The sequence below is a fragment of the Dyadobacter sp. CY347 genome, assembly GCF_021502655.1.
In the GTDB taxonomy this organism is placed as follows: domain Bacteria; phylum Bacteroidota; class Bacteroidia; order Cytophagales; family Spirosomataceae; genus Dyadobacter.
Genome location: NZ_JAKFFT010000001.1, coordinates 121,695 through 136,739, shown reverse-complemented (window position 1 = coordinate 136,739; position 15,045 = coordinate 121,695). Strand labels below are relative to the sequence as shown.

Below are 15,045 nucleotides of genomic sequence, written 5' to 3'. Positions count from 1 at the left end.
TCTGAATTTGTCAAATATTAAGATTTGTCCAAATGGCTCCATGCCATTCTACAAAACTTTAATAACCCTAAAATTCAGACCATGAAACAGCATTACAAAAGAGGCATTTACGGGATTGTCTTTCTACTATTGGCTGCGGCCTATATAGTGAAAATAAAGGAGCAAGCATCCGGCAAACACATCCCGGACCGGCATGGCGCAGTTAAAGGGATAAATGTTCAAAATAAAAAAAGCGTCGTCCACGACAGCACCATAGGCAGCATCCAGCAAAGCCTGGCCAAACGGGAATACAATATTTCCTATGATGATGAAAAGAAAACACTGCAAAGCCCGAACCGTAAGCAGGGCCTGAGGGCTTACTACAAGCCAGGCCAGCTGACTGTTAACAACCGTGTCGATTCGGCAGGCTATAACTTTTCCTTAAAGCTGACCAACGAAGGCATTTATGCGGATGGCAAAAAACTCCTCTCGCCACAGCCTGAAGCAGCATTTGACCACGCAGATAACAAGCTTCAAATTAAGCATAAGGGCTTCACAGAAGAATTTGTCAATAATGAAGAAGGCGTCCGTCAGAACTTCATCATAAAGGCTGCACCAAAAGCCACTAAGGAATTGCAGGTAAGGCTGTCGGCGAAGGGTTTAAAAGTTAAAGACCTTCAAAATAATGAGCTGCAATTTTATTCTGAAAATAAGAAAGGCCAGGTTACGAGCAGTCTAATTTACAAAGACATTAAATGCTGGGATGCAGACGGTAAGACGCTGCCAGCTTCACTGGAATACGAAGATGGCCTGGTCATGCTGAGTGTCAATGTCCGGCAAGCCGCTTACCCGGTAACCATTGATCCCATTGTAGTGAATGGGAACCCGGCCAATGCCAATGCAATGGTTGAGAGCAACCAGTTGAATGCCTGGATGGGCGGCGTTGTGGCCAGTGCGGGCGATGTGAATGGCGATGGTTATAGCGATGTAATGGTTGCTGCATCCATGTATGACAATGGTGAATCGAATGAAGGGGTGGTTTTTCTCTACAATGGAAGCGCTTCGGGCATCAACACAGCAGCGCCTGTTATTCTGGAAGCCGACCAGAAAGACGCACGCTTCGGCGCGTTCGTGTCTTCTGCCGGCGACATTAACAAGGACGGTTTCAGCGACATTATCATTGGCGCACATATGTTTAAAAATGGGCAAAACAATGAGGGCGCTGCATTTGTCTATTATGGTTCAGCGCAAGGCGTCAGCAAGGCAGCATCGCTTGTGCTGGAAAGCAACCAGCCGGAAGCAAACATGGGCAATGCCGTCGGCCTGGCCGGGGATGTCAATGGCGATGGTTACAGCGATGTGGTCGTCAGCGCCAGGGCATACAGCAATGGACAGTCCAAGGAAGGGGTTGTGTTTGTCTACCACGGCTCGGCAGCCGGGCTGAATACAACCCCAGTGCTCATCGAACAAAACCAGCCCAATGCCATGTTCGGCTTCTGCGCCACCGGGGCGGGAGACGTAAACGGTGACGGTTACAGTGATATCCTGGTAGGGGCCCGCTTATTTGACAAGGGACAACCTGACGAAGGCGCAGTTTTCATTTACCACGGCTCAGCATTAGGCATTAGCTCCGGCGCTGTGGCAATGGTGCTCGAAAGTAATCAGTCCAATGCATACCTAGGACATTCAGTGGCTTCCGCGGGCGATGTAAATGGTGATGGTTATAGCGACATTATTGTCGGGGCCAGCATGTATGACAAAGGGCAAACCAATGAAGGTGCTGCATTTGTCCATTATGGTTCGGCACAAGGTGTAAATATTGCCGCAGCCATTGTCCTGGAAAAGAACCAGGCCGAAGCGCAAATGGGCTACTCGGTAGCCAGCGCAGGTGATGTAAATGGCGACGGCTACGCAGACGTGATCGTTGGTGCCATGTTTTATGATAATGGCCAAAACAATGAAGGTGCTGGATTCATTTACCAAGGGTCAGCAACGGGTCTATCAGCGACACCTGTATCAACATTAGAAGGCAACCAAGCCGGCGCCCAATTTGGCAGCAACGTCAGCAGCGCGGGGGATGTGAATGGGGATGGTTATAGTGATGTGCTGGTTGGGGCGATACTGTATGATAAGGGGCAGGTGGATGAGGGGGCGGCGTTTGTTTGGTTGGGGATGGCTGATGGGATTTCAGCTGTTGCGGCAGCGGCTATTCAAGGAAAGAAAGACAAAGGCTGGTTTGGTTATTCCTTGTCAAGCGCAGGAGATTTAAACGGGGATGGCTTTGAAGACATCATCGTAGGATCCAATCAATTCGATAATGGTCAGCCGTACGAAGGAGCAGCCTTTATCTATTTTGGCTCATTATCAGGTTTAAGTTCAGCCTCAGTTTTACTTGAAGTCAACCAAGCCGGAGCTAATTTTGGATTTTCCGTGTCAGGAGCAGGAGATGTAAATGGAGACGGTTACCATGATGTAGTCGTCGGCGCGGATTTCTATGATAAAGCTGAGGAGGATGTAGGTGCGTTTTTCATCTTTCATGGGTCGGCTCAAGGAATAAGTACTGTGGCAAATTCAATTTATTATGGACAGCAGCACGAAGAATGGTTGGGATTTTCAGTTTCCGAAGCGGGGGATCTTAATGGTGATGGATTTGGTGATGTTGTTGTCGGTTCTTTTGGCTATGATGCTGGGGATGTAGACAACAATTACGAAGGTAGAGTTTTGATTTTTCACGGATCTACAAATGGCATTGGGTTAGTACCAAATGTCATTATTGACGGGGCTGATAATGGTATGTATTTTGGAAGCGCTGTTAGTTACGCAGGTGACATAAATGGAGATGGCTTCGCAGATCTTGTATTGGGGAATTCTTTCTTTTCCGAAGGAGAGGAGTATGAAGGTGCAGTTTACGTCTATTATGGCTCCATACTAGGTATAAATGCGTCACCTTCCGCTATTCTTCAAAGTAATGTTGATTCAATGAGGATGGGTAGCCCGATTTCGTCGGCTGGGGATGTTAATGGGGATGGATTCGGCGATATTATTGCTGGCGCACCACATTATACTAATGGGGAAACAAAGGAAGGTGCTGTCTTTTTATTTTATGGTTCGCTAAATGGAATTATTACGAAACCCGAGATTTTAGAAAGCAACAAAATAAATTCCCTAATGGGTTGGACAGTGAGCGCTGGGGGCGATATCAATGGGGATGGCTATGGCGAAATTGTCGTTGGGGCTCCCGGAGATATAGAAGACCTAAATTTTGATGGAGCTACATATATCTGGTATGGTTCAAAATTTGGAATTTCGACGGGTTCAGTTGCAGGCAATATCCTAAAAAGCCCACCTGGGCAATTAGATAGCTACTTTGGAAAAGCAGCCGGTGCGGGTGATATCAATGGTGACGGTTTTGCTGACGTGCTTATTGGGGCTCCAAGGTATAAGGGATCCGTATACGTATGCTACGGAAACGCAGGCAACAAAAACCTCCAAAACAACCTCCGCCTCTACAACTCCAACCTCACAACCCCCATCAACCAAACCCAAAAAGCAAAAAATGACTTTGGTGCCGGGCTTTATGCAAAGTCATTTCTCGGGAAAAATAAGGGGAAAATGGTTTGGGAGACGAAGGCTAAGGGGCAGGGGTTTTCGAAGGGGGCTAATAATGTGATTACGAATAGCACGATGTCATCTGGTTCTCAGAATGCTTATGCGAGTCTGGGGCTGACTGGGACTGAGTTGAAGAGTGTTATTGCTAAGCAGGGACCTTCTACGAAAGTCCGGGTTCGGGTGAAGTATGATCCTGCGTTGGCTTTGACTGGTCAGCTTTATGGTCCTTGGCGTTACTTGCCGGCCTATCTTCTAGGCAATAGCAGTGCTCCTGCGCCGGAGGATGTGGTGGATGATATGTCGGAGACGGTGAAAAGAAAAATGGCATTTTCCGAGTTATCCAGAGATGCTGATGTTCGCATTTATCCCAATCCGGTCTCTGAGCAACTATTTATTGACACAAAGAATCCTGATGCGATAAGTCATCTGCAGCTCTTCACAGCAAATGGCAAGCTTATTATCAAATCGGTCAAAAACAGTATGAATGTTAGGGGCATTGAGCCTGGAATTTACATTCTTGTTATCAGCCGAAAAGATGGCTCCCAGACTTCTCAAAAAGTTGCTATCAAGAACTAAATAGAGATTTCTGTCAAATGTATATAAGCAATAAAGACCTTCAAAGAGGTCTTTTTTGCTTATCAAACTGGTCAAAAACTAAATTACCAGAGCTTCTCAGGATAAACCCCCGACTCGTGCAACGCATGCAGCGAAGCCTGAACCAGCGGCTTGTCTTCCGGGTAAGTGACGCCGAACCAGTCGGAGGCGATGCGGAAGACGCGGCAGTCGCCCAGGCCGTTTTTGATGATGTGGGTCATAACGGTCGGGATGTAAAACTCGGCTTTGGGGGTGTTGATATTCTCCCTTGCATATGTTTCAAACAAGTCTTTCGTGATCGGGAACATGCCTGGTTTGAAACCCCAGAAGTTCATGGAAACGGGGGTTTCCGGTGCCACTTCTGTTTTGATATCATTTTCTTCGAAATAAATTGTTCTGCCTTCTTCGAAAATTTTGGTGCGTTCCACAACCGATTCAAGGTTGTGATCAGCCCTTTCTACGCAAATGCCGCGGGAAACGGTGCCATTTTCGGATAATGTGCGTTTCAGCTCATAACCGATCATGGCGTGCTGCTTGTCATTGGTGTCGTTGGTCAGGAAATCGGCCATGGTGGCGAAAGCATCGCGACCGTAAAAATCATCTGCATTGATTACTGCAAAGGGTGTTTCGGTCTGTGGCCAGGCGCATAATGTGGCATGTCCGGTTCCCCACGGTTTTACGCGTTCCACTCTCCCCAAATCCTCAGGAACATATGACTGAATCCCCTGAATAGCGAAATCGTAATCAATTTTACCTTTCAGTTTTGGCGCAAAAATCGCTTCCGCACTGTCTTTAATTTCCTGCCGAACGATAAAAACTACTTTACCAAAACCGCTGCGAATTGCGTCATATAGTGAATAATCGATGATTGTCTCCCCATTTGGCCCAAACTGGTCTAGCTGCTTGATGCCTCCGTAACGGCTGCCAATCCCGGCAGCTAAAATCAAAAGAGTTGGTTTCATTCAAATTGTTTTAATGTGTATGTCTGCTTCTTGAAGCGGCAAATTAAGGCCATTCAGGACTAAAAAAAAACGCGCCCGGAATTTTCGGAGCGCGTTTTGAAAATAAAATATTTTAAGAATATTGTTATACCGCAAAGCTTTCGCCGCATCCACAGGTGCGCGTTGCATTGGGGTTTACAAATTGAAAGCCTTTCCCATTTAAGCCATCCGAGAAATCAAGTACTGTCCCGGCCAGGTAAAGAATGCTCTTTTTATCCACTATAATTTTGACCCCTTTATCCTCAAAAACCATGTCAGTAGGCTTGGTTTCGGAGTTGAATTCCAGATTATACGTCAAGCCCGAACAGCCTCCTCCCAAAACACCAACGCGGATCTGATAATCCTCAATATGCCCGTCAGCATTGCGGAGCTCAACAATTTTATCTTTGGCGGTATCACTTACAGTAACCATGCTATTTCTAAGTTTTGTATTCGTGAATATTTAACGTCTGAAACAAATAATAAAGTTCACTAATTTCTCAGAGTTCTTTTCAAATCTGGCAATCTGCCTTTGATCGGGTTTTGGAAACGTTATAAGATGGTTGCGCCATTTTTATTGATGGCAGAAACATGCATGCTGGCCTCAATTCCGACATCTGCAAATTTCTGCTGCATGGCCAGTCCGGCAATTTCGGCATGCGCCTTTCCTTTACTCAAAGCAAACATGGATGGTCCCGACCCCGAAATGCTGCATCCCAATGCTCCGTTTGCAATGGCCGCTTTTTTAACTTCTTTGAATTCAGGGATCAGGATAGACCTCACCGGCTCAATAATGACATCGACCATAGACCTCCCGATCAACTCATAATCCGATTTCATCAAACCAGCCACCAGCCCGGCAACGTTGCCCATTTGTGCAATTGTGTTTTTGAGCGAAACTTCGTTACGGAGAATAAAACGCGCATCTTTTGTATTAATCTCAATATCAGGGTGAACCAATGTGCAGTATAAGTCGTCCGGGATTGGAATCGTAAAAATGTCCAGCGGATTATAACTTCTGATCACCACAAAACCGCCCAAAAGCGACGGCCCGACATTATCCGCATGCGCCGAACCGGAAGCAATTTTTTCACCTTCCATCGCAAAAGGTAGCAATTCCTGGCGCGTTAACGGGTTACCAAGCAATTCATTCATAGCTACAACACCCGCCACGGCGCTTGCTGCGCTGGAACCCATTCCGCTGCCTAAGGGCATATTTTTGTGCAAAACAACCTCACAACCAAAGTCTTTGATGCCCAAATGTTTCAATAAATGCAGCATAACAACCGTTACTGCATTTTTTTCAGCATTACGCGGCAACCGGCCCTCATCTCCCGTAATTTCAGTGATCACAACGCCCGGCTCGTCCCGCTTCCTGATCTCCACCACATCCCCCGGCGCCTCAATAGCAAACCCAAAAATATCAAAACCACACGCAACATTAGCCACCGTAGCCGGCGCAAAAGCTCTTATTGAATTCACTGTAAATGATTGTTTTGCTTACCCTAAATAACTACTAATACTCATGATATCCGCAAATACGCCGGAGGCGGTTACTTCGGCGCCGGCGCCCGGGCCTTTGATGACGAGCGGGCGGTCTTTGTAACGTTCGGTGGTGAAGGAAACGATGTTGTCGCTTCCTGATAATGTATAAAATGGATGCTGGGCGTCAACGGTTTTGAGCTCAATGCTGGCTTTTCCGTTTTCCAGTGTAGCGATGAAACGCAGCTTTTCCTGCTTTGCTTCTGCCGCCGCCTGCATGCTTGCGAAGAAATTGTCTGAGATTTCGAGCTCCTGGAAAAAGGCGTCTACCGTGGGCGCGTTCAGGCAGTTTCCTGGCAGAATGGCTTTGATGGTAATTTCCTCGGCTTCCAACGGCACACCTACTTCCCTTGCAAGAATTAATATCTTACGGCCCACATCCGCTCCGCTCAAATCTTCACGCGGATCGGGTTCTGTAAAACCTTTAACTTTGGCTTCCCTAACCACATCCGCGAAACGTATTCCCGGACCAAAATTGTTGAAAATGTAAGATAGCGTTCCCGAAAGGATCGCCTCGATTTTCAGAAACTTGTCGCCGCTGGCCATTAAGCCCTGAATGGTGTTAATGATCGGCAAACCTGCGCCTACATTGGTCTCATACAAAAACTTAACCCCCCGCTGCAATGCGGTCCGCTGCAACGAAACATACTCCGAGTAAGTGCCGGAATTGGCCACCTTGTTAGGCGTCACCACGGAGATGCTTGCATCCAGCAACATATGATAATACTGAACAATGTCCTTGTCCGACGTGCAGTCCACAAAAACGCTGTTTGGCAAGTTGAGCTCGATCATGCGTTGCACGAATGCAGGCAGACTCGTTTTCACGCCCTCATCCATCACGCGATCACGCCAGTTCTCCGGGCTGATCCCATCCGGGTCAAGCAGCATTTTTTTTGTATTGGTCAAACCTGCTATGTTCAGGTTTAATAATTTTTCTTCTCTTAAATATTTTGTCTGGTTTTTGATCTGGTTTAATAAAGTCCCGCCGATCAATCCCATTCCTACAATAAACAAATTAAGCGAGCGCGTTTCTGATTGGAAAAACACGCCGTGGATGGCATTAAGTGCTTTGGAAAGGTCACTTTTGGCGATTACCACAGAAATATTCAGCTCCGAAGAGCCCTGCGCGGTGGCCACAACATTGATACCATTTTTACCTAAAACAGAAAAAAGCTTCCCGGAGACACCCGTGCTTTTTTTCATTCCTTCTCCCACAATGGCGATGATGGACAGGCTTTTTTCAATGGCAATGCTGTCGATATGACCCAATGAAATTTCTGTTGCAAACTCTCTTTCAAGAACTTCCGTTGCGCGCTGCGCATTTTTTGGATCAATGGAAAAACAGATCGAATGTTCGGACGATGCCTGTGAGATCAGGATTACGCTGATTGCATTGTTGGAGAGCGCTGTAAAAAGTCGTCCGGAAATCCCTGCAACGCCTATCATTCCGCTTCCCTGAATGTTTACCAAAGCAATCTCGTCAATCGACGAAATCCCGGTTATTGCGTAATCTTTTCCATTCGCGGCTTTTTGCACATAAGTCCCTTCAAAATCAACATTGAATGTGTTCAACACTTTCAATGTAATATTCTTGGCAAATGCTGGCTGCAAACTTGGAGGGTAAATGACCTTCGCACCGAAATGAGAAAGCTCCATGGCCTCCGAATAAGATATGGAAGGAATGGTAAATGCATTAGCAACCTTACGCGGGTCGGCGGTCATCATGCCGTCCACGTCCGTCCATATTTCGATGGAATTGGCATCCAATGCTGCGGCAATGATGGAAGCTGTATAATCGGAACCACCACGTCCCAATGTAGTCGTAACGCCCTCCGCTGTAGAGGCAATAAAGCCCGTTACACATTGTAAAGCGGATGTTTTAGCAAAATATTCGAGGATCTGGCGGTTTGTGATCTCAAAGTTCACATCGCCCATTCCGTAGGTGGCATTGGTATGAATGATCTGCCGGGCGTCGCAGAATTCGGCTGTTATGCCTTTGCTTTTCAGGATTTCGGTGATCACCAGTGTGGATAGACGTTCGCCGAAGCTCATGATCAGGTCGAGTGTACGTTCGGAAAGCTCTTTGATCCAGGAAACGCCTCTTAATATATCTTCCAGTTCATTAAAAAGTCCCCTTACTGCTGCAAATGTGCTGCTTTGGTTCTTAACCGGGATCAGCCCGCGTACTACTGCAAAGTGCCTTTCTTCGACCACTTTCAGGAATTCCATATATTCAGGATTTCCTGCCGCAGCCATTTTACCGATCTCGATCAGCCTGTTGGTAACACCGCCCATGGCAGAAAAAACGACCGCAATACGCTCCCCTTCTGCCAGGTTTTTTTCAAGGATACTGATTACTGTTTTAATGCTGTCTACCGAACCGACAGAGGTGCCGCCAAATTTAAGAACCTTCATTTAAAGCTATATTCGAATACGCAGATGATCAATAGTTCGCTGCCACCGGGTTTGAACCGGTGCAAATATAACAATTCAGACGCCCTATACTTCAACTACACCCCGAAATGAGATATACGTAAGCGATTTAGAACGCTACCCCAAAGCCCGCACCCACATTCACAACGCCTATGAAACGTTTTTCGCTGACCTTTTCAGAAAAATCAAACGACCCGCGAACGGCGCGAATAGTAACATCATTAATTTCCGCCTCTGCACCGATCACATCCGCACTGAGCTGAAAAAACAAGGCTCCCGATAACGGCAGGCGCAAACTTGCACCGCCAGCAAGCCCGAAAGCAGTGGTTGAAGCCGGTTTCAGGTTCACAGTGATCGGCTCCCCGCCCAGTTCTGAGGTTCCTATAAGATCAACCGTTGGCGAATTTGCCCAGACTTTCCCCGCTTGTGCGTGAAGTTCGAGCTGCACCCTATTCATGTTAATGTACAAAGCCGGGCCAATCATTAAGGCATTCAGTTTCCAGTTTGAAACATCACTTTGCCAAGTGAACCGCTCATTCAGGAATGTTGCATAGCTATTGGCTTTGTCCAAAATAGGCTGGGAATTCGTCCTGTTAATGTTCATACTTCCCGAGGCCCGGAGCCCAATCCAGCGCGCAATCCGGAAATCATAGTTAGCCTGCCCAAAAACGCCTGAGCCCGTTAATCCTGCAAATGGATCGTCGAGCTTTTCACGTGCAAGTTCCCCCACCGGCAAGCTATATCCACCTGCAATTGAGAAAAAACTCCGGGTGTTCTGCGCCTGGCTCTCCATGCTGCATAATAAGAAAAGTACAATCAGAGAAGCAAAGTAATTGAGGGAAATTTTCATAAAAATGGCTGAGTATTGTAATAAGTTCGTTGTCTGAGTATCTATTTTTCATTTAAACTAACATCAAACATACCAGTTTTATTACATTTTTAACAAATGACTTTGTTTGGGGAAATTTTATCAACACAATGTTATATAAATGGCTTTAAAATCCATTTTTGAGGGGTTGGTACAACTTTGGTACTGATATTTTCAAACTAAATCATTGAACCATGGACAGGCGAGAAACTGATAAGGAAGCCAAAGCAACGAAAAATACCAAGAATGTATGGAAATGGATTTTGGGTGTCGGAATTGTATTGATGGCAATCGCATTTTGGGGTGGATTTTTTAACCACAACGAAAATTTCACCGAGTCTGAAAACGCAACCGAAACTGCCACGCAAAATACAGACACGATTGCAACGGACTCTAAAACCAATGCAGACACCATTATGGAAAGCGTCCGCGATAACAAGTAGGACTCCTGAGGATACTATTTAACAAGTGCATCCCATAAAATTTCGGCAGGATGTTGGGAACGACGTCCTGTTCCGTCTTTTATCTGATGGCGGCAACTGGTTCCGGCAGCAGCAACCAACACTTCATCAGGCTGCTGGCGGACGGTTGGAAAAAGCACAAGCTCACCGATTTGCATCGAGACTGCATAATGTTCCTCTTCATAACCGAATGATCCTGCCATCCCGCAACATCCCGAGGGAATAAGCTGAACATGATAATTTTCCGGAAGCGACAATGCTTTTTTAGAAGCAGATAATGTGGATAATGCTTTTTGATGACAATGCCCATGCAACTTGATCAGTTGCTTTTTTTGTGTAAATACACTCTTATTAAGCCTTTTCGCATCAATTTCCCGAGCGATGAATTCTTCAAAAAGCAATGCATGCTCCGATATCCTCACAGCGTCTTCCCGCTGCTCCGCCGGAACCAGATCAATGTATTCATCCCTGAATGACAGAATTGCAGATGGCTCGATGCCGATTAGCGGCGTTTCATAGGTGATCAGGTCTTTTAGTTGGGCCACATTTTTAATGGCCAGTTTTTGCGCTTCCTTTACAAAACCTTTGGACAAATAAGAACGGCCGGATTCGTCGTGTTTTGGAATAACCACTTCATAACCAATCGCTTCTAACAGCTCAATTGCTTTCTTACCGACCTCTACATCATTATAATTTGTAAATTCGTCACAGAACAAATAAACCTTGCGGGCATTGCCTGGTTTAGACTTCGGCCTTTTTTTCCACCACTTTTCCAATGTCTCCGCATGCAGGTGCGGCATGGAACGTTCGGGATGAAAACCGACCATCTTATTGGCTATTTTTCTCAGTGAAGGGGTTGCAAAAACACCATTAAACGCCCAGGGAGCGATAGAAGCCAGTTTCATTTGTTTAGAAAAATTGGCGATCAGCTTGCTCCGCATCGGAATTCCGTGCGTCTCGTAATATTGCTGCGTAAATTCCGCTTTCATCTTGCCTACATCAACACTGGATGGACATTCTGACTTGCAGCCTTTGCACGACAGACAAAGGTCCAGCACTTCCTTCACCATCTCTTGTGTCGCACCAACGGGTGCCGCACCGACGGGTGCCGCACCATTATATTGCTTGTTATTTACAGGCGTCAGATATTGCCTCAGAATGTTGGCGCGTGCGCGAGTTGTATCGCGTTCCCTGCGGGTTGCCATATAACTGGGGCACATGGTGCCGCCGGTCAATTCTGTTTTCCTGCAATCTCCTGAACCACTGCATTTTTCGGCCAGGCGAAGCATTCCTTCCTGTTTTGAAAAATCAAAAATTGTCTTGATTTCAGGCTGCGGCTTATCCTGCTCATAGCGCAGGAATTCGTTCATCGGCGGCGTATCGACGATTTTATTGGCATTAAAAATCCCATCAGGATCCCAAATACGCTTCACTTGCCGGAACATTTCATACACCTCGCTGCCCATCATATAAGGAATAAATTCACCCCTTAACCGCCCGTCGCCATGTTCTCCGGACAGCGAACCGTTGTATTTTTTTACTAATACAGCCGTATCCGCCAAAACCTGCCTGAAAAGCTGCTTGCCTGCTTCCGTTTTTAGATTGATCATTGGCTCTACGTGCAATTCCCCCGCACCGGCATGCGCATAATAGGACGCATGCAAGCCATGATTTTTCAGGAGGATTTCCAGTTCAGCAATGTATTCCGGTAGATCTTCCACTGCCACAGCGCAGTCTTCGATCAGGTTAACGGGCTGCGTGTCTCCCGGCAAGTTTCGGATCAGACCTAAACCGGCCTTTCTGATGTCCCAAGCCTTATTTGCATCTTCTCCAAACAAAAGCGGATAGGCATAACCCAGGTTTTCTGCTTTGAGCGCATCAACGAGCCGAGCCGCCTGAAATTCAACCTCTGCATTTGTATTTCCCCAAAATTCGACCAGCAACAAAGCCGCAGGATCGCCTTGCATGAAGAACCTGTTCTGTGAATAAACGGTGTGGTCTTTGGTAAAATCCATGATATAGCGGTCCACAAGCTCCGAGGCTTTTGGATCGAACTGCATGGCCACGCGGTTCGCATGCAGCGATTCGGCGAGCGAGTCGGCATGAACGCAAACGACGCCCACGGAGGCTGGCGGCGCATCCACCAAAGCCAGTTTCGCCTCAGTAACAAAGCATAATGTTCCCTCTGAACCCGCAATCAGGTTACAGAGATTGATTTCATTCTTTTCGAAGCCCCTAACCAATGCATCCAATGCATAACCTGAATTTCTGCGTGTTACGGTTGGTTTGGCAAATTGCTTTTTGATCAATTCCTGATCCACAGGATTGGAAACCAGCCCCATCATTCCTGCAAGAATGGACTGTTCCCTCGGGCTGTTGGCCTTTTTGCCGATGATAACATTCGTAAAATCAGAAACAGACTGGTTAGTAAATGTCGTTTCCGAGCCATCCGAAAGCAATGCTTTCACTTCCAGCAAATGATCCCGCGTCGCTCCCCAGGTGATCGAATGCAAACCGCATGAATTATTACCGATCATTCCACCGATCATAGCACGGCTTGCAGTGGACGTTTCCGGCCCAAAAAGGAGGCCATACTGTGCCAAATGCTTGTTGAGATCGTCCCGGATCACGCCGGGCTGCACCCGAACCCACTTTTCAGCTTCATTTACCTCAATTATCTTTCCAAAATGCTTTGAAATATCCACTACGATCCCGCTTCCGACCACTTGTCCGGCCAGCGATGTGCCGGCTGCGCGTGGAATGAGCGTTACTTTATTTTTCACTGCAAATTCAATCAGGCTGCGAGTATCTTGCACCGTTCGCGGCAAAGCGACGGCCAGCGGCATTTCCTGGTAAACGGAAGCGTCCGTTGCATAGATGGACTTTTGGGCCGCATGCAATGTTGAATTGTCAAAATAAAGCTCCCCTTCAAACCGGGAACGGAGGTCATTGAATTGTAAGATTGAAACAAGGCTCATTCGGAGAATCAGGAATTAAGAAGCTAAGTTAAAGGAAGTACGGGGCAAATGCCGCACGATCTTACGTATATTGGCACACTTTTTACACTTGGAAAGTGACCTCAAAATCTTATTATACACAAAATGAAAAAAGTAACACTACTGATACTATTATTTACCAGCATATTGGTAAAAGCCCAAAATACTGCCACTATAACGCTCACTAACTCAAAACAAGGCCCCGTAACCGTAACTTTGGTTCAGGAAGATGTTCACTTCCACCCCAATCTGGGCATTGGCCTTGCCGATGTAAAACTGGAACCCGTCGCATCAACTGATTTTAAAGATAAAACGACTGAAAAAGCGGTAATCCAACTGCCGGAACCACGCATGATGCGCCTGCAATATGGCGGCGGAAGCGTGAATAAAACCTGGATGCTGTTTGTCCAGCCGGGCGACGATCTGACCATTGCATTCGCCGATAATGGTGACGTAACATTCTCAGGAAAGAATGCCAATTATCAGACATTCCTGAAAAATTATTTCCTCGAAAACCAGTTTCAGTATTTACCTGTATTCGGTTATAAACCATCGCAAATTGATAATAAAGCCGTTGTCCAACAGAGCGATAGCTTGGAGAAAGCACGTTTGGATGGTTTTGCAAAATTTAAGGCAGCCAATCCGGTTGTTCCAGGTTTTGAGGCCTATGTGCTGGCCACAACGGCAACGGAGCCTTCCTTAATGAGGCGTTTAATCCAGGAAAAAATTATGCGGGGCAACCGCGTTATGAAGCTGGACGATGCGCAACGGAAGGAACTTGAAGAAGTTACATTGGCCGATTTCAAAATCATGTCCGACGAAGCATTACTAAGCCAGTCGTATCGCGATGAGCTCCGGAACTGGGCATTGATTCCTGCGACCAGAAAATTCCCGTTGGCGTCCGAATCGAGATATGAGATCAGTCCGGAAGCATTGAAGGATGTGTATGCATTCAGCAAGGAAAAGCTGGCCAATTATCCCAAACAAAAAGAATATTTATTGACTTACTGGCTCAACTACGCCGCTACGGCCATTCCTGGCATTGAAACCAGCAAGGCGCTTTTGGAAGATTATAAAGCAACATTCCCGCAATCACCAAATTCAGAATACATTTCAAAGCTTATAGCAACGAAAGAAACATTGCAGCCGGGCGCTGCGCTTGCAGATGTGACCTTATTGAATGTGGATAGCACTGCGGTTACGGTGTCTTCGCTTACAGGAAAGCCTGTTTGTATGGTATTTTCATTCAGCATTGGCCAGCATGAGCCTGGTATGAAGGCATTGGAAGACAAATTAGGTGAGAAAGCAACATTCGTTTATGTTTCCGTTGCACCTGGGATCCCGTTCGGCACCTGGAAGCAGTATGCGAAGGACAGACCGAATGCGAAGCACCTTTGGGCTTCTGACGACAACATCGAAATCCTGAAGGAAAAATATGCGATCGATATCCGCTATCCATTCCTGGTTACAGATGCATCCGGCAAAATCGTAAACCGCTGGATCCCGCAGGAATTCCCTGATAACAAAACCCTGGCAGCCGAATTAGATAAAGTAGCTCGCTAACGCATATTGGCGCGTAAAAT

The 15,045-nt window shown here is 46.6% G+C and carries 9 protein-coding genes; 3 read left to right on the top strand and 6 right to left on the bottom strand.

Features of this window, described 5'->3' with window-relative positions:
* The first annotated feature begins 81 nt into the window (after positions 1 to 81).
* Complete coding sequence (locus L0659_RS00550) at positions 82 to 4,164, top strand: FG-GAP-like repeat-containing protein (protein ID WP_235123562.1); 4,083 nt, start codon at positions 82 to 84, stop codon at positions 4,162 to 4,164.
* Between the two features lie 83 nt (positions 4,165 to 4,247).
* On the opposite strand, the gene L0659_RS00545 is transcribed toward L0659_RS00550, so the two are convergent.
* From L0659_RS00545 to L0659_RS00525, 5 genes are all read right to left on the bottom strand, one after another.
* The gene (locus L0659_RS00545) at positions 4,248 to 5,144 is read right to left on the bottom strand and encodes a sugar phosphate nucleotidyltransferase (protein ID WP_235123561.1); all 897 of its coding nucleotides are present in this window, start codon (positions 5,142 to 5,144) and stop codon (positions 4,248 to 4,250) included.
* 124 nt (positions 5,145 to 5,268) lie between these two features.
* On the bottom strand, positions 5,269 to 5,595 hold the full coding sequence (locus tag L0659_RS00540) for an iron-sulfur cluster assembly accessory protein (RefSeq protein ID WP_235123560.1): 327 nt from the start codon (positions 5,593 to 5,595) through the stop codon (positions 5,269 to 5,271).
* 119 nt (positions 5,596 to 5,714) lie between these two features.
* Positions 5,715 to 6,644 carry a homoserine kinase gene (locus L0659_RS00535; protein WP_235123559.1) on the bottom strand — a complete coding sequence of 310 codons (930 nt, stop codon included), beginning with the start codon at positions 6,642 to 6,644 and terminating at the stop codon, positions 5,715 to 5,717.
* An 18-nt stretch (positions 6,645 to 6,662) separates the two neighbouring features.
* Positions 6,663 to 9,119, bottom strand: coding sequence for a bifunctional aspartate kinase/homoserine dehydrogenase I (gene thrA, locus L0659_RS00530; protein WP_235123558.1), 2,457 nt, complete (start codon positions 9,117 to 9,119; stop codon positions 6,663 to 6,665).
* Positions 9,120 to 9,246: 127 nt separating this feature from the next.
* A complete protein-coding gene (locus L0659_RS00525; RefSeq protein WP_235123557.1) occupies positions 9,247 to 9,987 on the bottom strand; it encodes a hypothetical protein in 741 nt (246 codons plus the stop codon).
* A gap of 212 nt (positions 9,988 to 10,199) precedes the next feature.
* On the opposite strand from L0659_RS00525, the gene L0659_RS00520 reads away from it, so the two are divergent.
* Positions 10,200 to 10,448, top strand: a complete 249-nt coding sequence (locus tag L0659_RS00520) for a YrdB family protein (RefSeq protein WP_235123556.1) — start codon at positions 10,200 to 10,202, stop codon at positions 10,446 to 10,448.
* 14 nt (positions 10,449 to 10,462) lie between these two features.
* Here L0659_RS00520 and L0659_RS00515 read toward each other — a convergent pair whose 3' ends face one another.
* Positions 10,463 to 13,444 (bottom strand): FAD-binding and (Fe-S)-binding domain-containing protein, encoded by a 2,982-nt coding sequence (locus L0659_RS00515; RefSeq protein ID WP_235123555.1) that lies wholly within the window; start codon positions 13,442 to 13,444, stop codon positions 10,463 to 10,465.
* Positions 13,445 to 13,567: 123 nt separating this feature from the next.
* On the opposite strand from L0659_RS00515, the gene L0659_RS00510 reads away from it, so the two are divergent.
* Positions 13,568 to 15,025, top strand: coding sequence for a hypothetical protein (locus tag L0659_RS00510; RefSeq protein WP_235123554.1), 1,458 nt, complete (start codon positions 13,568 to 13,570; stop codon positions 15,023 to 15,025).
* Positions 15,026 to 15,045 lie beyond the last annotated feature (20 nt).

Coding starts and splice junctions, on each gene's coding strand:
- L0659_RS00550 (WP_235123562.1), top strand. CDS start 82: ATGAAACAGCATTACAAAAGAGGCATTTACGGGATTGTCTTTCTACTA.
- L0659_RS00545 (WP_235123561.1), bottom strand. CDS start 5,144: ATGAAACCAACTCTTTTGATTTTAGCTGCCGGGATTGGCAGCCGTTAC.
- L0659_RS00540 (WP_235123560.1), bottom strand. CDS start 5,595: ATGGTTACTGTAAGTGATACCGCCAAAGATAAAATTGTTGAGCTCCGC.
- thrA (WP_235123558.1), bottom strand. CDS start 9,119: ATGAAGGTTCTTAAATTTGGCGGCACCTCTGTCGGTTCGGTAGACAGC.
- L0659_RS00525 (WP_235123557.1), bottom strand. CDS start 9,987: ATGAAAATTTCCCTCAATTACTTTGCTTCTCTGATTGTACTTTTCTTA.
- L0659_RS00520 (WP_235123556.1), top strand. CDS start 10,200: ATGGACAGGCGAGAAACTGATAAGGAAGCCAAAGCAACGAAAAATACC.
- L0659_RS00515 (WP_235123555.1), bottom strand. CDS start 13,444: ATGAGCCTTGTTTCAATCTTACAATTCAATGACCTCCGTTCCCGGTTT.
- L0659_RS00510 (WP_235123554.1), top strand. CDS start 13,568: ATGAAAAAAGTAACACTACTGATACTATTATTTACCAGCATATTGGTA.